Annotated in this window: 14 protein-coding genes and 1 pseudogene; 8 read left to right on the forward strand and 7 right to left on the reverse strand. The window is 65.6% G+C overall.

Going from position 1 to position 16,304, the window contains the following annotated elements; all coding sequences use genetic code 11:
• Positions 1-80 precede the first annotated feature (80 nt).
• The 6 genes and pseudogenes from ACH0BZ_RS15935 to ACH0BZ_RS15960 all read left to right on the forward strand — a co-directional run.
• Positions 81-239, forward strand: a pseudogene (locus tag ACH0BZ_RS15935) (transcriptional regulator); the annotation flags it as partial.
• The gene (locus ACH0BZ_RS15940) at positions 236-2,230 is read left to right on the forward strand and encodes a heavy metal translocating P-type ATPase (RefSeq protein WP_406899708.1); all 1,995 of its coding nucleotides are present in this window, start codon (positions 236-238) and stop codon (positions 2,228-2,230) included. The pseudogene ACH0BZ_RS15935 and the gene ACH0BZ_RS15940, both read left to right, overlap by 4 nt.
• 255 nt (positions 2,231-2,485) lie before the next feature.
• Positions 2,486-2,851 (forward strand): ArsR/SmtB family transcription factor, encoded by a 366-nt coding sequence (locus ACH0BZ_RS15945; protein ID WP_406899710.1) that lies wholly within the window; start codon positions 2,486-2,488, stop codon positions 2,849-2,851.
• Positions 2,841-3,788, forward strand: coding sequence for a cation diffusion facilitator family transporter (locus tag ACH0BZ_RS15950; RefSeq protein ID WP_406899712.1), 948 nt, complete (start codon positions 2,841-2,843; stop codon positions 3,786-3,788). The genes ACH0BZ_RS15945 and ACH0BZ_RS15950 overlap by 11 nt, the downstream gene beginning before the upstream one ends.
• A 349-nt stretch (positions 3,789-4,137) precedes the next feature.
• Positions 4,138-6,180 (forward strand): cytochrome c oxidase assembly protein, encoded by a 2,043-nt coding sequence (locus ACH0BZ_RS15955; protein WP_406899713.1) that lies wholly within the window; start codon positions 4,138-4,140, stop codon positions 6,178-6,180.
• Positions 6,181-6,293: 113 nt separating this feature from the next.
• Positions 6,294-6,797: a hypothetical protein gene (locus ACH0BZ_RS15960; RefSeq protein WP_406899714.1), complete on the forward strand. Its 504-nt coding sequence runs from the start codon at positions 6,294-6,296 to the stop codon at positions 6,795-6,797.
• A gap of 70 nt (positions 6,798-6,867) precedes the next feature.
• Here ACH0BZ_RS15960 and ACH0BZ_RS15965 read toward each other — a convergent pair whose 3' ends face one another.
• Positions 6,868-7,569 (reverse strand): M23 family metallopeptidase, encoded by a 702-nt coding sequence (locus tag ACH0BZ_RS15965; RefSeq protein ID WP_406899715.1) that lies wholly within the window; start codon positions 7,567-7,569, stop codon positions 6,868-6,870.
• 480 nt (positions 7,570-8,049) lie between these two features.
• On the opposite strand from ACH0BZ_RS15965, the gene ACH0BZ_RS15970 reads away from it, so the two are divergent.
• The gene (locus tag ACH0BZ_RS15970; RefSeq protein ID WP_406899716.1) at positions 8,050-8,823 is read left to right on the forward strand and encodes a M23 family metallopeptidase; all 774 of its coding nucleotides are present in this window, start codon (positions 8,050-8,052) and stop codon (positions 8,821-8,823) included.
• A gap of 761 nt (positions 8,824-9,584) precedes the next feature.
• Here ACH0BZ_RS15970 and ACH0BZ_RS15975 read toward each other — a convergent pair.
• Positions 9,585-9,962: a hypothetical protein gene (locus ACH0BZ_RS15975; protein WP_017838585.1), complete on the reverse strand. Its 378-nt coding sequence runs from the start codon at positions 9,960-9,962 to the stop codon at positions 9,585-9,587.
• Between the two features lie 661 nt (positions 9,963-10,623).
• Here ACH0BZ_RS15975 and ACH0BZ_RS15980 point away from each other — a divergent pair.
• Positions 10,624-11,583, forward strand: coding sequence for an SURF1 family protein (locus ACH0BZ_RS15980; protein ID WP_406899717.1), 960 nt, complete (start codon positions 10,624-10,626; stop codon positions 11,581-11,583).
• Positions 11,584-11,764: 181 nt separating this feature from the next.
• On the opposite strand, the gene ACH0BZ_RS15985 is transcribed toward ACH0BZ_RS15980, so the two are convergent.
• The 5 genes from ACH0BZ_RS15985 to ACH0BZ_RS16005 form a co-directional block, all read right to left on the reverse strand.
• On the reverse strand, positions 11,765-12,412 hold the full coding sequence (locus ACH0BZ_RS15985; protein ID WP_132061799.1) for a vitamin K epoxide reductase family protein: 648 nt from the start codon (positions 12,410-12,412) through the stop codon (positions 11,765-11,767).
• Positions 12,396-13,040, reverse strand: a complete 645-nt coding sequence (locus tag ACH0BZ_RS15990; RefSeq protein ID WP_017838589.1) for a thioredoxin domain-containing protein — start codon at positions 13,038-13,040, stop codon at positions 12,396-12,398. Before ACH0BZ_RS15990 ends, ACH0BZ_RS15985 begins: the two co-directional genes overlap by 17 nt.
• 176 nt (positions 13,041-13,216) lie before the next feature.
• Positions 13,217-14,473, reverse strand: coding sequence for a Dyp-type peroxidase (locus tag ACH0BZ_RS15995; RefSeq protein ID WP_406899718.1), 1,257 nt, complete (start codon positions 14,471-14,473; stop codon positions 13,217-13,219).
• Positions 14,474-14,479: 6 nt separating this feature from the next.
• Positions 14,480-15,046: a copper chaperone PCu(A)C gene (locus tag ACH0BZ_RS16000; protein WP_227022070.1), complete on the reverse strand. Its 567-nt coding sequence runs from the start codon at positions 15,044-15,046 to the stop codon at positions 14,480-14,482.
• Positions 15,047-15,380: 334 nt separating this feature from the next.
• Positions 15,381-16,109: an ATP-binding protein gene (locus ACH0BZ_RS16005; RefSeq protein ID WP_194306729.1), complete on the reverse strand. Its 729-nt coding sequence runs from the start codon at positions 16,107-16,109 to the stop codon at positions 15,381-15,383.
• Positions 16,110-16,304 lie beyond the last annotated feature (195 nt).

Genomic DNA, 16,304 nt, shown 5'->3' on the forward strand with positions numbered 1-16,304 from the left:
CGCCAGCGGGCAACTCTCACGTCCGCCAGCGGGCACCTTCGTGACCGCCTACGGGCAGTCTCTCGTGTCCGTCGTCATTTGAGGGCCGTCAGAATCGGTACGAGATCGTCGACGCCCATCTGGCACGCGCGTTGAGCGCCTTGGTTGAGACGACTCTTGCCGTCGACGAGGGCGCATCGTGTCTAGATACGCAGTGCCCGGTCGAGGGTTGCTGCAACTCCGAGGGAGGTCGTCGATGACGACGTCTGCGTGTGGTTGCGAGCCAGCCGGGCCGGTGACCGGCAGCGAGGAGTCTGCTTCGTGGTGGCGCAGCAGTGCCGTGCTCATTCCGGTGTTTTCCGGACTGGCGCTCCTGCTTGGTGTGATTTTCGAGTGGTTGGCCGACGGCCCCGGCTCGGAGACGGCGGCAGCGGGGCTGTTCTGGACCGCTCTACTTCTGGGTGCTTCGCAGTTCGTTCCGGGTGCGGTGCGGGGTCTGCTGTCCCGGGGTCGGTTGAGTATCGGCTTGTTGATGACGATCAGCGCCACGGGTGCGGTCGCGCTCGGGTTCATCGAGGAGGCCGCCGCCCTGGCCTTCTTGTACTCCATCGTCGAGGCGCTGGAGGATCGCGCGATGGACAAGGCCCGCTCGGGCCTGCGGGCCCTGTTGGCGCTGATTCCGCCTAGTGCCACCGTCCTGGGCGCCACCGGGTCCACCCGCACCGTGCCCGTCGAGTCTTTGGAGCGGGGCGACGTGCTCCGTCTGGTCGCCGGCGAACGTCTGGCCACCGACGGGATCGTTCGTGTCGGGAAGAGCAGCCTGGATGTCTCGGCGATCACGGGTGAATCCATCCCCCTCGAGGTCGGACCCGGTGACGCGGTGTTGGCCGGCTCGATCAACACCGCCAGCGTCCTGGAGGTCGAGGCCACCGCCGCAGGGACAGACAACTCCTTGACCACAGTGGTCGAACTGGTTGAGCAGGCACAGACAGAAAAGGGGGAGCGGGCCCGCATCGCCGACCGCCTGGCCCGCCCGCTGGTGCCGGGTGTCCTCATCCTGGCTGCCCTGGTCGCCCTGATCGGCTCCATCGTCGGAGATTCCGGACTGTGGATCGAGCGAGCACTGGTGGTACTGGTCGCAGCGTCGCCATGCGCACTGGCCATCTCGGTGCCGATCACGGTCGTCTCCGCGATCGGTGCGGCCAGTAAGTTCGGGGTGATCATCAAATCGGGTGCCGCGTTCGAGCGCATGGGCTACCTCCGGCATGTAGCAGTGGACAAGACCGGAACCTTGACCCGCAACCAGCCCACCGTCACGCACGTCCTCACCACTGGCAACGCTGCCGAGGACCAGGTCCTCGGCTGGGCGGCCGCTCTGGAAACCCACAGCACCCACCCACTGGCCTCAGCGATCACCGCCGCCGCTACCGACGTCCCCGCCGCATCGGAGGTCACCGAGTCCGCCGGCGCGGGAATCGCCGGCCTCATCGATGGCGTGCACATCGCCGTCGGCAGCCCGCGCTGGCTCGACCCAGGCCCTCTCGCAGATCACGTTCGCGCCATGGAGCACCGCGGCATCACGGTGGTGATCGTCCACCGCGACGACCGCCCGGTCGGGGCCATCGGGGTGCGCGACGAGCTGCGTCCAGAGGCAGGCGAAGCCATGACGTCACTCGCGGCGAGGGGCATGGGCGTGACGATGCTCACCGGCGACAACTCCCGCACCGCTGATGCACTGGCCGTCGAGGCGGGGATCACCGACGTGCGTTCCGAGCTGCGTCCGCAGGACAAGGCGCAGGCGATCGCCCAGTTGCGCGGCGACGGCCGGGGGCCAGTGGCGATGATCGGCGATGGTGTCAACGACGCCCCCGCGCTCGCCTCGGCGGACATCGGCATCGCCATGGGGGCCACCGGCTCCGACGCAGCGATCGAGTCAGCGGATGTCGCGTTCACCGGCGATGACTTGCGACTGATCCCGCGCGCCATAGACCACGCCCGCCGCGGTCGTCGCGTCATCAATCAGAACATCCTCCTGTCTTTGGCGATCATCGTCGTTCTGCTTCCTCTCGCGATCACCGGAATCCTGGGACTCGCAGCCGTCGTCCTGGTCCACGAGGTCGCCGAAGTCTTCGTCATACTCAACGGACTGCGTGCCGCACGCACCAGGCAGCTCGAGCGACCCCCGAGCACAACAACTGCCGACCACGAAGACAGTCGACACATTCACCGGCCGGCACCGCTGCCTCATTGACCCTGCGCCCGCGTATCCCGCGCCGCATCGCCGCCGGAAAAGACGGGCGGCAACCACCACAGCAACTCGGTATTAACCGGACGGCCCCGGTGCTGGGACCCGGTGCTGGGACCCGGCATCGACGACCAGCGCATCAGCTGCAAGGCGCGCCTGGGCAAAGAGAACTGCGGAGACAGAGGTCCGAGATCCACCTTTCTATATCGCTAGACGGTGCTATTATCGCTTCATGGCGATTAATTATGGGGTGCCCGATTGGTGACGTGCGAGGATCGAAACACCTATGCAGCGTTGTTTCATTCTCTGGCGGAACCGACTCGGCTGGCGTTGTTGGAGCATCTGGTTAGTGGTGAACATCGGGTTCGTGATCTGGTCGATCACATGCATCTGGCGCAGTCCACGGTGAGTAAGCACCTGGCGTGTCTGCGGGACTGCGGACTGGTCACGATGCGGATCGAGGGGCGCTCCTCGTGGTTCTCGCTGGCTGAGCCGGCCCGGCTGGCGGACCTGGTGGAAGCCGCCGATGCGCTGGTGAGTGCGTCCGGGGTCTCGCCGTCGCTGCGCGATCACCAGAATCACCCCGACCCGGGACCTCAGGCAGGAGTGAGTCGAGATGGCGCATAGCCACGGTCACGACCATGGTGCTGGGGGTCCTTCGCAGCAGACCGATCGCGGGAGGCGTCGTCGGCTGCTTATCGCGTTCTGCATCACCGCGAGCATCGTGGTGGCCCAAGCGGTGGGCAGCGTGGTCACTGGCAGTCTCGCGCTGTTGACCGACACCGCTCATGCATTGGCTGATGCGTCGGGATTGCTGGTTGCTGTCATAGCCGCGACGATGATGCTGCGGCCACCGAGCAGTAAGCGGACCTGGGGATTCGCCCGGATCGAGATCATCGCCGCACTAGGGCAGGCCGTCCTGCTGATCGTCGTCGGTAGCTATGCCGCGATCGAAGGCGTTCGAAGACTCTTCGAGCCCGCGGACGTGCCCGGTACCGAGCTACTGGTGTTCGGAGTGATCGGCCTAGTGGCCAATATCGCCGCCATCGTGGTGCTGGCCTCCAGGCGAGAAGACAACTTCAACATGCGAGCGGCATTTCTGGAGGTGCTCAACGACGCTCTGGGGTCGGTGGGGGTGATCGTTGCAGCGATCGTCATCAACACCACTGGCTTCCAACGAGCCGACACCATTGCCGCGCTGTTCATCGCAGCCTTGATCATTCCGCGAGCGTTGACGCTACTGCGACAGACGATCCGGGTGCTGATGGAGTACGCCCCCGTGGGACTCGATCTGGATGAGGTCCGAGAACACCTTCTGGAGCTGGATCACGTTCGGGACGTGCACGACTTGCACGCATCCATGATCGGGACCGGCCTGCCGGTCATCTCCGCTCATGTCGTGATCGATGATCAGTGCTTCGAATCCGGTCACGCACCGCAGATCCTGGAGGAGATCCTCACCTGCGTCAAGGAGCATTTCCCCGTCTCCATCGACCATGCCACCATTCAACTGGAGACCGCCGCCGTGCGTGACCGGGAATCTCCCGCAGTCCGACACGCCTGACCCGCTAGATGAACGGTTCCCATTTTTGACCGTTGGGTCGTGCATATCAGTCAGCGGACTGGCTCGTCGTGGCGGGAATGAAGGGATCGGCGGGCGCGGCCACCACTACGGGTGAACGTGCGACCCTGAAAGCCTCGGCAGGCTATCCGGCCGCCGTGATGACCGCCCGAACCCGAGACTGCTCAGCTGGGACCCGGAGTCCGAAGGAGCGGCGGCCGAGTGGGCGCATGCGAGCGGTCCGCTAGTTCGTCGGCGGGTGGACGGCCCGCATGAGGCGTCGCTGGGCGCGGGGGTGCGCAGAACAGGCGCGAATCGGACCGGGCGGCACCCGCTTCCTACGATAGTGATCATGTCGCCGCCGTCGAAGGCACCCTCGTCCAAGGCCCCCGTCACCGTCAGAGCGCTGCGTACCCGCGGTGTGGTGCCGGTCGTGGTGCTGCTCGCGGTGGTGGCGGCAGGTGTGGTGATCCCGCTCTCGCGGATCTCCACGGCCCTGGCGCTCGAGCTGATCGGGGTCCCGGACCCGGGCCTGCTCACCACCGCCGGGCTCCCGGCGGTCCGCGCGATCGCTGAACTGCTCGCGTCGGTGGCGGTGGGAATGGCGCTGTTCGCCGCGTTCTTCACCCCGCCGCAGCAGGACAAGACCCTCGACGTTGACGGCTACCGCGCGCAGCAGATCTCCTCGTGGGCCAACATCGCCTGGGCAATCGCCGCGGCCTTGCTCATTCCGCTGACCCTGTCGGATGTGTCCGGGCGCACGCTCTGGCAGTCCCTGCCGCCGGACCAGTGGATCGTGGCGATCACCGAGATCGAGGTGGCGTCCTCGTGGCGCTGGGCCGCGATCATTGCACTGGCCGCCGGGATCGGTCAGCGGTTCACCCTGAGCTGGCGCTGGTCGGTCATCTGGCTGGGGGTCACGGTGCTCTCGCTCCTGCCGGTTGCCGCGACGGGCCACGCCTCGGGCGGCACCGCCCACGACATTGCCGTCAACGCGCTGATCATCCATCTGTTCGCTGCCGCGTTTTACGTCGGCGGGCTCGTCTCGGTGATTGCCCACGCGATGCGTGGCGGGGGACGGGTCGCGCTCGCGCTGCGCCGCTATTCGGTGGTGGCCACGGTGGCGATCGTCGCGCTCGGGCTGACCGGGATCATCAACGGACTGGTTCGTCTGCACCCGTCGGACCTGTTGTCTTCGACCTACGGGTTGCTGATCGTGGCCAAAGCGTTGTGCCTGGCACTGTTGGCGGTGTTCGGGCTGGCGGTGCGCCGACGCATCATCAACCGCATCGAGGGAGCGTCGGCCAACGCCCCGGTGGACCGGGGCACCCTGCTGCGAATCGGACTGGTCGAGACGGTGGTCATGGCGGGCACGCTGGGCCTGTCGGTCTCGCTGGGCCGCACCCCGCCACCGGCACCGCTCTACGTGCCCACCCGTCAGGAGTCGCTGTTGGGTTTTGAGTTGCCGGGGCCGTTCTCCTTCGAGACGGTGTTCGGTCTGTGGCGCTTCGACCTGGTGCTGGGTCTGGCCTCGGTGATCCTGCTGGGCCTCTACCTCTGGGGGCTGGTCACCCTGCGCCGGCGCGGCGACTCCTGGTCGGCGGGACGGACCGCGTTCTGGGTGGCGGGCTGCGTGATCCTGTTCCTGACCACCAGCTCCGGTATGGGGATGTACATGATGGCCGATTTTTCCAGCCACATGGTCGGGCACATGCTCATCTCGATGCTCGCCCCGGTGTGCCTGGCGCTGGGCGGCCCGTTGACCCTGGCGCTGCGGGCCCTGCCGGCGGCGGGACGCGGTAACCCGCCGGGGCCGCGCGAGTGGATCGTGGAGTTCATCAACAACCCGCTCTCCCGATTCCTCACCCACCCGATCGTGGCCTCGGTGCAGTTCGTCGCCGGTTTCTATCTGATCTACTTCGGAGGGTTCTTCCAGACGCTGGCGTCCGATCACCTGGGCCACATGTTCATGAACGTGCACTTTTTCATCAGCGGCTACCTGTTCTACTGGGTGATCATCGGCGTCGACGCGGCGCCCCGGCAGTTCTCGCCCTTCTACAAGCTCATGGTGCTGCTCGGTTCGCTGCCGTTTCACGCCTTCTTCGGCATCATGCTCATGAACTCCCAGACCGTGCTGGCCGAGAGCTGGTACTCCGGGATCGGGCTGCCGTGGATCCCGGATCTGCTGCAGAGTCAGCAGGTCGGCGGCGGCGTGGCGTGGGCGGCGGGGGAGATCCCCCTGTTCATCGTGATGCTCGCCCTGGCCTGGCAGTGGTTCCAGACCGACATGCGTGAGGCGCGGCGCTCCGAGCGGCAGGCCGAGCGCGACGACGACGCCGAGCTCAAGGCTTACAACAACATGCTCCGCGAGATGTCCGAGACCGACCCGAGGTAGGAACCTACGTGCCCTCGCCGGGCGAGGATGATTCGCTCACACCCCCTTCATTCGTCTCCCCAGGCACCCCGCTCCCAGGATCGCGAGGCTGATCACGGCGAAAGGAATCGAGAATGGGCAACGAACTCAGTCGCAGCGCACGTAATCAGGCCGAGTTCACCAGCTCGCACTGGCGGGCAATGCGAGAATTTGTGCTCGTCGGCCTCACCGCCATCATCGCGGGCGGCCTTGTCGCCGCGGTCACCGGTCCCACCGGTTTCGACGAGGGCTCCTGGGTGGCGGCCTACCTGGTGCTCGTTGCGGGGGTCGCCCAGGTAGGGCTGGGCGTCGGACAGGCACTGCTTACTAACGGCACCCTGTCCGGCCGCCTGCGTGTTGTCCAGCTCCTGACCTATAACCTGGCCAACAGTGCGGTACTCGTTGGCACCCTGACCGGGTCCGTGGTCGCCGTGGCCGCTGGCGGTGTGCTGTTGCTGGTATCGCTCATGTTGTTCCTGGTCACCGTGCGCCACGCGCGCATACGTGCGTGGCATCTCGTGCTCTACCGGATTGTCATTGCCGCCCTGGCAGTGAGTGTGCCGGTGGGCGTGGTCTTGTCCGTTGTTCGTCACAGCTGAAGCCCGGTACAACCGGGGGGGACCCGCAAGCTGTGCCGTGTCGGCAGACCGCGCTGTCAGGGCTCTAGCGTCATAGGGCGCTGCTGCTTGACCCCGAGTTGACCACGACGCCCCGTTCTGCCAGCCATCCCGAGGGATCGACAGCCCGGGAACCGCCGTCGGCCCATACCTCGAAGTGCACATGTGGGCCGGTAGAAAAACCGCGATTGCCCATCAGGCCGATTTGCTGACCAGCGACGACAGTGTCACCCACCTGGACTGCATTGCTCTCATTGTGGCCGTAGACGGTCATGAAACCGTCCGGCGACATGATCCGAATCCAGATTCCGAAGCCGGAAGCCGGGCCTGAATCGATGACAATTCCGTCGGTCGCGGCGAACAGCGGCGTGCCGATGGCGTTGGCGACATCGAGACCTGAATGGGACGTTCCCCACCGGGGGCCGAAGGAGGACGTTGAGACTCCCACTGCCGGAAGGGCCACAGTGGGGCGCCGCGCCTGCTCCTCGGCAATCTCTCGCTCGTAGTTGAGCTCGGTGCCCCTCTGCAAACTGGAGATGAAACCCGCGGCTGCCGTGTCAGGCCCCGGCTCGCCTGCCACGTTCGCGTCATCGGAGGTGAGGGGGAGCGGAGCCGAGGGGGTCGCGGCCTGGGCATCTTTGGAGTGCGCGTCATCGGCGCTACCGGTCGGGTGCTCGTCGGTGGCGAGGAGGACGATCCGCTGATCATCGGTGGGGGCCGCCGCGGCAATAGAGGCACCCGCGGCTAGGGCCACGACCGCGGCGATACTGCGGTGGTTATTCGGTGAAACCCGGCGATGGGCTCCCCGGCGCCGCCGCGGGGAGCTGGTCGACTGAGAGGCGTGCTTCGGTCCTGCTCGCTTCTCCACTGCGCTACCGACTCCCGTCGTCGTCTAACCGTAATCGTTTCGTGACCTGACCCCGGTTAAAGATAGTGGCTGACCAACCGGGTCGCAAGGCAGATGCACGGCCGAGACGACCGTCACAGAGAGGACCAGTGAGGTGACAGCTCCGCCAGGGTTAGGCGCTGGCTGAGCTTCCGAGGTGGAGACGACTTCTCCCCGACCGGGAGTCGATCTGGGCGCACTGGGGCTGGCGATGATCACGAATTTTCCGCAGAGGGTGACAGGAACGATATCGAGTTGTTATATTCGGTCGTGTTACCGACGACATCGGTCACCCGTATCGCATAGACGTCGCGGGATCACGTAACCACGAACGATGGAGACAGCCCCATGATCGACTCCACCCGGCCCGTAACCGTGGCTGAGCTCACCGAACGTTTGGGCGTGCGCACTGCGACTGTGGCCGGCGGTCGTCATCGGGTCGCCGGCGCCAACTCGACCGTGTCGCGGTTCGTTGGTAGCGCCGTTATCGGCACTGCCCTCTCGGGCGGCCTGGGCTTGGCTTTTGCCCCCGCCGCCGCCGCTCAACCCGCCGCGATCGAGCACGCTCAGGTCGTCGAGGCGATCCAGGCCGCGGCCGAGCAGTTCGGCATCGGACCAGCCGAGATCCAGAGGATCGGCGACCAGTTCGGTGTCGCCCCAAGTGAGGTCCGGCAGTACGCCGCCGGGCTCGGGCTCGGCTCCCTCGGCGACAGCGCCGGTAGCCCGCAGATCGGTGGTGCTGCGCATGCCCCTACATCAGGTGCGATCACCTCGGGGTTCGGTTCGCGGTGGGGCAGTTTCCATAACGGCACCGACTTCGGTGCGCCCATTGGAACGCCGCTCTACGCCGCTAAAAGCGGCGTTGTGGAAGCCGCTGGCCCCGCCGCCGGGTACGGCATCTGGATCCGCATCCGCACTGATGACGGCGAACTGCTGGAATATGGCCACAATGACCAGAACTACGTCAGCGTCGGACAGCGGGTCAACGCCGGTGAAGTGATCGGAACCGTCGGCAACCGCGGAGACTCCACCGGCCCCCACCTGCACTTCCGCGTACAGACCGCCGCCGGTCAGTGGGTCGACCCGGTGCCGTGGCTCGCGGCCCAAGGAGTCCTCGTCTAGCACCGTCCACTTCGGGCGTGCCGACCGCCTCCCCGCGGGGGAGCGCGTGCTGGTGTTCGCCAATTTCCGGGCCGGCGTTGCAACCCCGCGCGGTAGTGCATTTCTTCGGGGAATCCCCGACTTACTAGATCTCAAACAAGCCCCTGCAGGTCACGGCGTTGCGCCCACTCCGAAATGACTCCAGAACCGGAGAATTCTCCGGAACGCTGGCAGGAGTGGTTCCTGGTTTCCGGCCGCGTGCGCGACGTGGAAGCGTGTCCCGGCTGGGAGCGAAAACCGGGGTTCCGCGGACCGTCTTGATATCGCGGTCATTGAGCTGAGTCGTACGGGATTCGATCAGCAGGCCGGTGACCGGACCAGATGCTTACCGCCTCCACCGGCGGCGTCGAGTTGGTTGCGGTGCTCCTCACGCAGATGCTGCCGGGCTCGCTCGTGCTGCAGGAGTTGTGGGCCGACGGGACTCCGTACGCGCCGGGCGTGCGGTACCTCAACGGGCTACCCGGTACGTCGAGGTCGTCCTGCCGTACACGTCGGGCCTGGCCCCCGGTTCGATGGCGACCAACGTGGTGGTCCAGGACGGCTGCGAGCAGAACCTCTCCGAGCACGTTGCCGTGGCCGATCCCCGCGCCCCCGACTACGTCCTGAACGCTCTCGACCCCGGCAACCCGCGTCAGCCGCGGTGCGAGGCGAGCGCCCCGATTCACGATCCGCGGGAATCTTCCTCCCGATGTTCACCCCACCGCGAAAGGCCGGGGTCTTTGTCAATTTGCTTTTGGCCCCGTTTCGCGAGTGGTCAGGATCTGACGAAGGCCCGCCACGAAGTACACGACGAGCACGATCAGCATGATCCCGCTGACGATTACCGCAGCAGGCCGCTCTGCATCTCCGGCGAACAACGCGCCGAGGTCGGCAAGCGGCATGAGAGATCCCAGTGCCCCGAGCACGGCGATGACGAGCGCTGCGATCATCACCCCTCGGCTGGCGTTCGGGACGCGGCTCGCGATGAACGCCGCGATGAGCAGCAGCACACCGATAAACGCCGGTATCAGCGAGGTGGCACTCTCCATCCCGGTGGTGAAGTAGGCGATGAGTCCGGTGGCGGTGAGGATGCCGCCCGTCCACGTGGTCAATGCGATCATTGCTGATCTCCTAGGTCGGTATCTGATTGCAGCTAGGCTGGCACGCCCGTTGCTCTGCGAGCAGTCATCGGCTCCAACGACGCCTAATCAGGCTACGGTCCCGGACGCTGCTGGGGGCGAGACTCCAGGGCGCTCTTCAAGTGTCCCATTCGGTCATGAGTCCCGCGTTTCTGCTTGGGGGGTTAGGTGACACGGGCAGAGTCGACACGAATTGCTAGACCTCAACATGCCCGTGCAGGGCACAGCGTTGCGAACACCCCGGAATGGCTTCAGAACCACCGAATTCTGCGGAACGCCGGTCAACCGGAAGGTGCTGGCGGCCCAGTAGGTAGGCGCCCAGCGCAGCCACGCCGGGCCCGTAACACACCGGGGCTCTGGCCTCGGCCGGGAACGCAGCGGTAGTCACTACTCCGCATGAACATGCGCGCCGCTGGGCGCGGTGCTCGATGGCGAGCATGTTCGATCGGCGGGAGGTCGAAAACCTGACGACGCTGATCACGGACCACCAGGGCACCGGACAGGTCGTAAATGAGGTGCGCGCCCCCCGGTCAGCCCAGTTTTCCGACAGGCCCGTGCAGCCGGCTCCCGTCGCCGTGGTGATGCGCAGGGTGATCGGACAGCCGGCACGATTACTGTTTGGCAGGTGAAACGGTTCTCTCGCATGCTCAAGCCGGGATGGTTGATCACCCTTCTGTTCATCAGCCTCTTCGCCTACCTGTGCTTCACGATGCTTGCCCCCTGGCAGTTGAACAAGTACGAGGATCTCAAGGCACGCAATGCCCAGCTCGTTGAGAGCAGCGTGGCAGGGCCGGTTCCGTTGGACGAAGTGATCCGGCGGGAGGGATCTCTCGGTGATTCCGAATGGCATCTGGTTACTGCGCGCGGAAGTTACCTGCCCATGGAGGATGTCCTGTTGCGGATGCAGTCCGTCGACGGTGAACTCGTGTACCAGGCACTTCGTGCATTCCGCACCGACAGTGGTGACTCCCTGCTCGTCAACCGCGGATGGGTCCGCGTCGGCGACGACAACGCGGTCCCAGACTTCCCGTCCGCGCCGACGGGCCAGCTGACCATCATCGCCCGCCTCAGGATCCCGATGGATGCTCCCGCCCAACCCATCGTTCTGCACGATTGGAACATGGTGCGCAACATCGACCCCCCCGTCATCGGGGACCTCCTCGGCACCGACCTGTCGCCCTATTATCTCCAGCTCGCCGGTGGGCAGCCCGGGTCTTTGGAACCGATGCCACTGCCGTCCACCGAGTCAGGTCCGTACTTGTCGTACGGCCTGCAGTGGATGGCCTTCGGGGTCCTCGCTCCCATCGGCCTGGGCTACTTCGTGTGGAGCGAGATACGTCAGCGCCGTCGTCTGGACGACGAGGACAACGATGCCGCCGCGGCGCGGCCACGCAAGGGCGGGAACCGGGCAGCAGGTCCCGGGCAGGACACCACAGCGTCGCAGGCCCCGTCGGGCCCTCCCGCGGCCACGGTTGGAGACGATGGTCCATCGGACGAGACCGCGGACTCAGACCGGCTCGTAGCGGCGGCCATGCGTGATCGCTACGGTGACCGGTTCGCATCCGAGTATCGACGCAGCTCGCGTGGAGGCAACCGCGCCTGATCGTCTGCGACAGCAGTCGATAGCTGTACGAGGAGTTGGACAGCGGGCGGGGGACCGGGTCCGAGAGCCATCCGGCGTGCGCTGCTTTGATCTGGGAGCGCCTGCGCAGACTGCGGTGTGCCGCCCCCGAGTGAGCCGAGGACTGACTCGCGGAACGCGATCTGCTGTTCGGCGAGCGTTTCTAGACGAGGGTGGTCCAGTAGTCCCAGAAGCGGTGCGTGATGAGCAGCAGGACAAGTAGGTACCAGGCGGTAAGTATCGCGCCCCGGTATTCGGTAACTACGGCGATGAGGCGCGCAAGACCCGCCGAACCGCTGCGGCGTAGTGGCTGAAGATTGCACAGGGTGCAGTACCAGAAGATCGGTATGGTCACCGCCCAGACGATCATGCAGTACGGGCACAGGGCACCGATGCTGTACAAGCTTTGGTAGATGAGCCAGTGGATGAACACCACCGCGAAGGTGACGCCTACTTGGATGCTGGCCCACAGCCAGCGCTGAAATGCTCCCCCCGCCAGGAGCGCAGCACCCAGGGCCGTGGTGGCGGCGAATCCGGCGATGCCGATGATCGGATTGGGGATGCCAAAGGCCTCAGCCTGCGCGGTGGTCATCACCGACCCGCAGGACAGGACAGGGTTGATGCTGCAGGACGGGACGTAGCCCGGGTTCTCGATCAGCGCGATCTTCTCCACCAGCAGCACTACCGCCGCGACCAGGCCGATGAGCCCACCAACGATCAGCACCACCGCGAGCCTGCGGTGGGGGTACTGATCCGGGCCGGCGTTGGTGGAGTGTGCGACCGGGGTGGCTGAGCTATTCGAGGGCAGCATTGATGCTGTTCTCGAGATCGGTGACGCTGGTCGGCTCGAGGCGCTCCCCGTCCAGGAAGAAGGTCGGCGTGCCACTGACCCCGAGGCTCTGACCGTCCTGCTTGCTCTGCTCGATGCGCTCGAGGGTGGCCGGGTCGTTGTATGCGCTCTCGAAGCGCTCCATATCTAACCCCAGTTCCTCGGCATAGCCGAAAAATGTGTCCATTTGCGGGGTTTGTTGGTGGCCCCACTGCTCGGGAGTGTCAAACAACTTGCGGTACATGGCCTCGAACCGGCCTTGCTCGGCGGCGGCCTCGGCGGCCAGGGCCGCCGCCATAGAGTTGTCGTGCAGGGGCATGTGGCGCACCACGAACGTCACCCGGTCTCCGTACTGCTCGCGGAGGTCCTCAATTGTCGGATAGAGCGCGATGCAGGCTTCGCATTCGAAATCGAGGAACTCCACGAAGACGGCGTCACCGCCCTCAGACAGCCGGGGACTGTCCTCACGCACCAACACTCCGGTGCCCGGACTGTCATCAGGACGTGCCTGCTCGGAGCCGGAATCGTTCCCGGCAGCCAGTAAGGCCACCACCAGGACGACCAGCGCAGCCGTGATCAGCGCTAGCGAGAGCTTCAGATTCTTACTCAACAGATTGTCCGCTTTCTAACTCATGCGTGCCCCGACGTGATCACTGGATGATAATCGGGCAGCCGTTGCTTCGGCGGTGAGGCGGGCAACCGGAGCGCGATCGACCCACGAGACGAAGGCGGCCCAGACCCGAATCGAGCGGGACGGCGACCGCAGCTCCCGGTGGTTGCGTGCGGCTATCCCTCCAATGCGCTCTCGCCGACGTAGCCGCCCTCGTGGCACCCCGGTGGGATCGCGAAAACGGCAGAGCCGATCGGGACCGTCCAGGTGTTGAGCATGTCCTGCTCTGCCAGTCGCTGCTGGATCGGCACGAACTGACGTACCGGGTCGGCCTGGTAGGACGCGAACAACAGACCAGAATTGCTGATCTGGCCGGAATCCGGGACATCGTCATAGTTGTACGGTCGTCGCAGAATCGTCTCGGCCCGGACCCGCGGCCGAGCCCGGGCCATGTGTGACTCGGTGGGGATGACGGTCAACCCGGTCTGGTCAATCGCCTCGAAGTCAGCGGGATCGTGTTCAGTGGCACCGGTCAATGGCGCGCCCGAGTCGAGTTTCCGTCCGATCGTGAGCTCACGGGAGCTCCGCTCGATCTCCTCCCAGGTGTCCATCGTCATCCGGATACGACGCAGCACCAGAGAGGTACCGCCCCGCATCCATCGCCGGTCGGCGCCATCGGAGTACAACAACTGGTCGTAGTCGGCATCGGCCGGCGCGGGATTGGCGGTGCCGTCAATCTGCCCGAAGAGGTTGCGTTGTGTCTGCCCGGACGGGTCGGTGCCCACGGCACGACGGAACCCTCGCTGCGCCCACCGCTGAAGAACCGCGTCGCGAACACCCGAGGACAGAATCCGGGCCGAGTGCGCAACGGTGAGCGGATCGTCGGCACAGACCTGCAGCAGCAGATCGCCGCCGGACCACCGGTCCTCGAGCCGGTCGATCTGCGGGAAGTCCGGTAGCGGCTGCAACCACTCCGGGGTGCGGTCTCCAAGACCGATCTTGCCGAGCAGCTCCGGGCCGAAGCCGATGGTCACCGTTAACCGGGACGGTCCTTCAGCCAACTCGTGCTGCAGGTCGGCCAGACCGCCGCGCCCCTGCGTGAGCCGGGCCGCGTCCTGCGTCCAAGCTCGCAGTACGCCGATGAGGTCGGCGCGGCGAACACCGTCTCGCAGATCGAATGCCATATACGCCGCATGCGCCTGCGGCGCCGTGGTGATGCCGGACTGACGGTCACCATGGAAAGGCTCGGTGGCCGCGCCGACGGCCCGGGAGTTGGCTATCGCGTCGCGATCAGGGGTCCGCGCGGTCGCGGTGCGCCCACCAACTCCCCACCCCGCAGCTCCTCCGGCGACAGCGGCACCACCGGTGAGAGCCGCACCGCCGACCAGGAAGGATCTGCGATTCAACGCCGAGCGGCCGTTACTGTCACCCATTGCCGGTCACTCTCCGCCCTGGTACTGCTCATTGCCCCCCTCGAACGACCGCGCGGAGGCGACGATCTCGCTCGTATCGCCGTTCTCCAATGTGAGGGTCACGGCGACATCCTGACCCGTGCGGATCGATTCGTGCACGCCCATCAGCATGATGTGGTTCCCGCCAGGCTCGAACACAAGCTCTCCACCTGCCGGGATGACAAAGCCGCCCTCTCGCTCCTGCATCATCGAGCCACCCGCCGCCCCCGAGACGGTCTCATGCAACTCGGCCTCACCGGAGACCACGGAGGCCACCTCGACCAAGCGGACATCCTCATCGGATTGATTCCGCACGATCCCAAACACCGGTGCCATCGCGCCACCGTCACCGTGCGCATTCGGGTCAGCAGAACCGGGGTCACCAGTGGCGGCCTCGCCGTGTTCAGTGCCCCCATTGACATCAGTGGCCTTGACCCACGCATCCTCCACCACAAGGGGCGCCGCGCCGACGGTCGAGGCTGCGGTCGTCTCCGTCCCGGTCTCGGTGTTCTCCGAGGTGCACCCGGCCAGGCCCAGGGCGACCGCGGCGATCACCGCGACGAAGGGAGTCCTACGCATAGCTCACTCACATCCATGTAACTCCACGCACCTGAACCGCGACCGCCCCTGTTGTCCAAACGGAGCGTCGCACCGGCGTGGATTATTTACGGCGCAGTTCGGGCTGCAACGGCTAGCCAGGACTCTATAATGCCGCGCTTTGGTCCAACCCACCGGCCGTGGGTGGGTTGTAGAAACGACAGAGCCGGCCACCGCACCGGCCGGGTGCGGCCACGTCGGGTGTTTGGGACGCCTTTCGGAAAGCGCGGTTCTGATGATCGGGTAGCGGTCGGACGGGCATCGGACAGCGTCCCGTCCGACCGCTGGGCCGCTATGGCGTTGTGGTGGCGAGGTGTCGTCTCATGTTGGGTCCGTCGAGGGCGATGATCTCGGCGCCGGCGACGATCCGGTTGAGGATCGATTCGGCGATGACCGCGTCTTGGAGCGACTTGTACCAATCCGGCGGATCGAACTGCGAGGTCACCAGCGTCGAGCCCCGCCCTTCCCGAGCGGCAAGGATGTTGAGCAGCTCCGCCGCGGTATGCGGGGCCACCGGGGTGGTCAGGAAGTCGTCCAGAACCAGCAGGTCGCAGTTGTGCAGGTCAGTGAGGAAGTCCAGCCGGCGCTGCGAGGTCGGCTCCAGCACGGCGAGCCGGTTGGCCAGGTCGTCGAGCCGGAAGAACCTCGCGGTGTAGTACTTTCGGCACGCGGCATTGAGAAGCGCTTGGGCGAGGTAGGTCTTGCCCACGCTGGATTGGCCGAGCACGACGAGATTGCGAGTGGCGTCGATCCATTGACAGCTGGAAAGTCGTGCGATTAGCTCGCGGTTGACGTTGCGGTCAGGTAGGTAGCGGATCTCTTCTACGCAGGCGTCAGGGTTTGGCGATCTGGAGGCCTTGAGTAGTTTCTGGGTCCGGCGTTCCTGCCTGGCCGTGATCTCTTTGTCCAGGGCGTGGAAGATTTTCTCCGAGAAGGTCCACTCGTCGCAGGCGGGATCGTTGGCCAGGTCAATGACGGTCTGTCCGAACGCGGTCATCCGCAGCTGCGTGAACAGCGGCATGTCGGCGTCGGTGAGATGACGATCAGTCCTGAGTTGGACCTCTTGAATCCGTTTTCGGCTTCTGCGGGTTGGTAGGTGCTGGTCAGGGGATTTTGGGGGCGGATTTCGGGGCACTAAGCGAGCGGTATTTTGGTGTGGTGAGCCCGTACGTGCGCAAGGTGAAGACTGCCTCCGGGGCCACGGCCGTGCAGATTG

Origin of the sequence: Dietzia sp. 179-F 9C3 NHS (assembly GCF_045369825.1) — a bacterium.
Classification (GTDB): domain Bacteria; phylum Actinomycetota; class Actinomycetes; order Mycobacteriales; family Mycobacteriaceae; genus Dietzia.

Excerpts from the sequence above, each read along its gene's own strand:
- ACH0BZ_RS15940 (WP_406899708.1), top strand. The coding sequence starts at position 236 with ATGACGACGTCTGCGTGTGGTTGCGAGCCAGCCGGGCCGGTGACCGGC.
- ACH0BZ_RS15950 (WP_406899712.1), top strand. The coding sequence starts at position 2,841 with ATGGCGCATAGCCACGGTCACGACCATGGTGCTGGGGGTCCTTCGCAG.
- ACH0BZ_RS15955 (WP_406899713.1), top strand. The coding sequence starts at position 4,138 with ATGTCGCCGCCGTCGAAGGCACCCTCGTCCAAGGCCCCCGTCACCGTC.
- ACH0BZ_RS15960 (WP_406899714.1), top strand. The coding sequence starts at position 6,294 with ATGGGCAACGAACTCAGTCGCAGCGCACGTAATCAGGCCGAGTTCACC.
- ACH0BZ_RS15970 (WP_406899716.1), top strand. The coding sequence starts at position 8,050 with ATGATCGACTCCACCCGGCCCGTAACCGTGGCTGAGCTCACCGAACGT.
- ACH0BZ_RS15975 (WP_017838585.1), bottom strand. The coding sequence starts at position 9,962 with ATGATCGCATTGACCACGTGGACGGGCGGCATCCTCACCGCCACCGGA.
- ACH0BZ_RS15980 (WP_406899717.1), top strand. The coding sequence starts at position 10,624 with ATGCTCAAGCCGGGATGGTTGATCACCCTTCTGTTCATCAGCCTCTTC.
- ACH0BZ_RS15985 (WP_132061799.1), bottom strand. The coding sequence starts at position 12,412 with ATGCTGCCCTCGAATAGCTCAGCCACCCCGGTCGCACACTCCACCAAC.
- ACH0BZ_RS15995 (WP_406899718.1), bottom strand. The coding sequence starts at position 14,473 with ATGGGTGACAGTAACGGCCGCTCGGCGTTGAATCGCAGATCCTTCCTG.
- ACH0BZ_RS16005 (WP_194306729.1), bottom strand. The coding sequence starts at position 16,109 with ATGCCGCTGTTCACGCAGCTGCGGATGACCGCGTTCGGACAGACCGTC.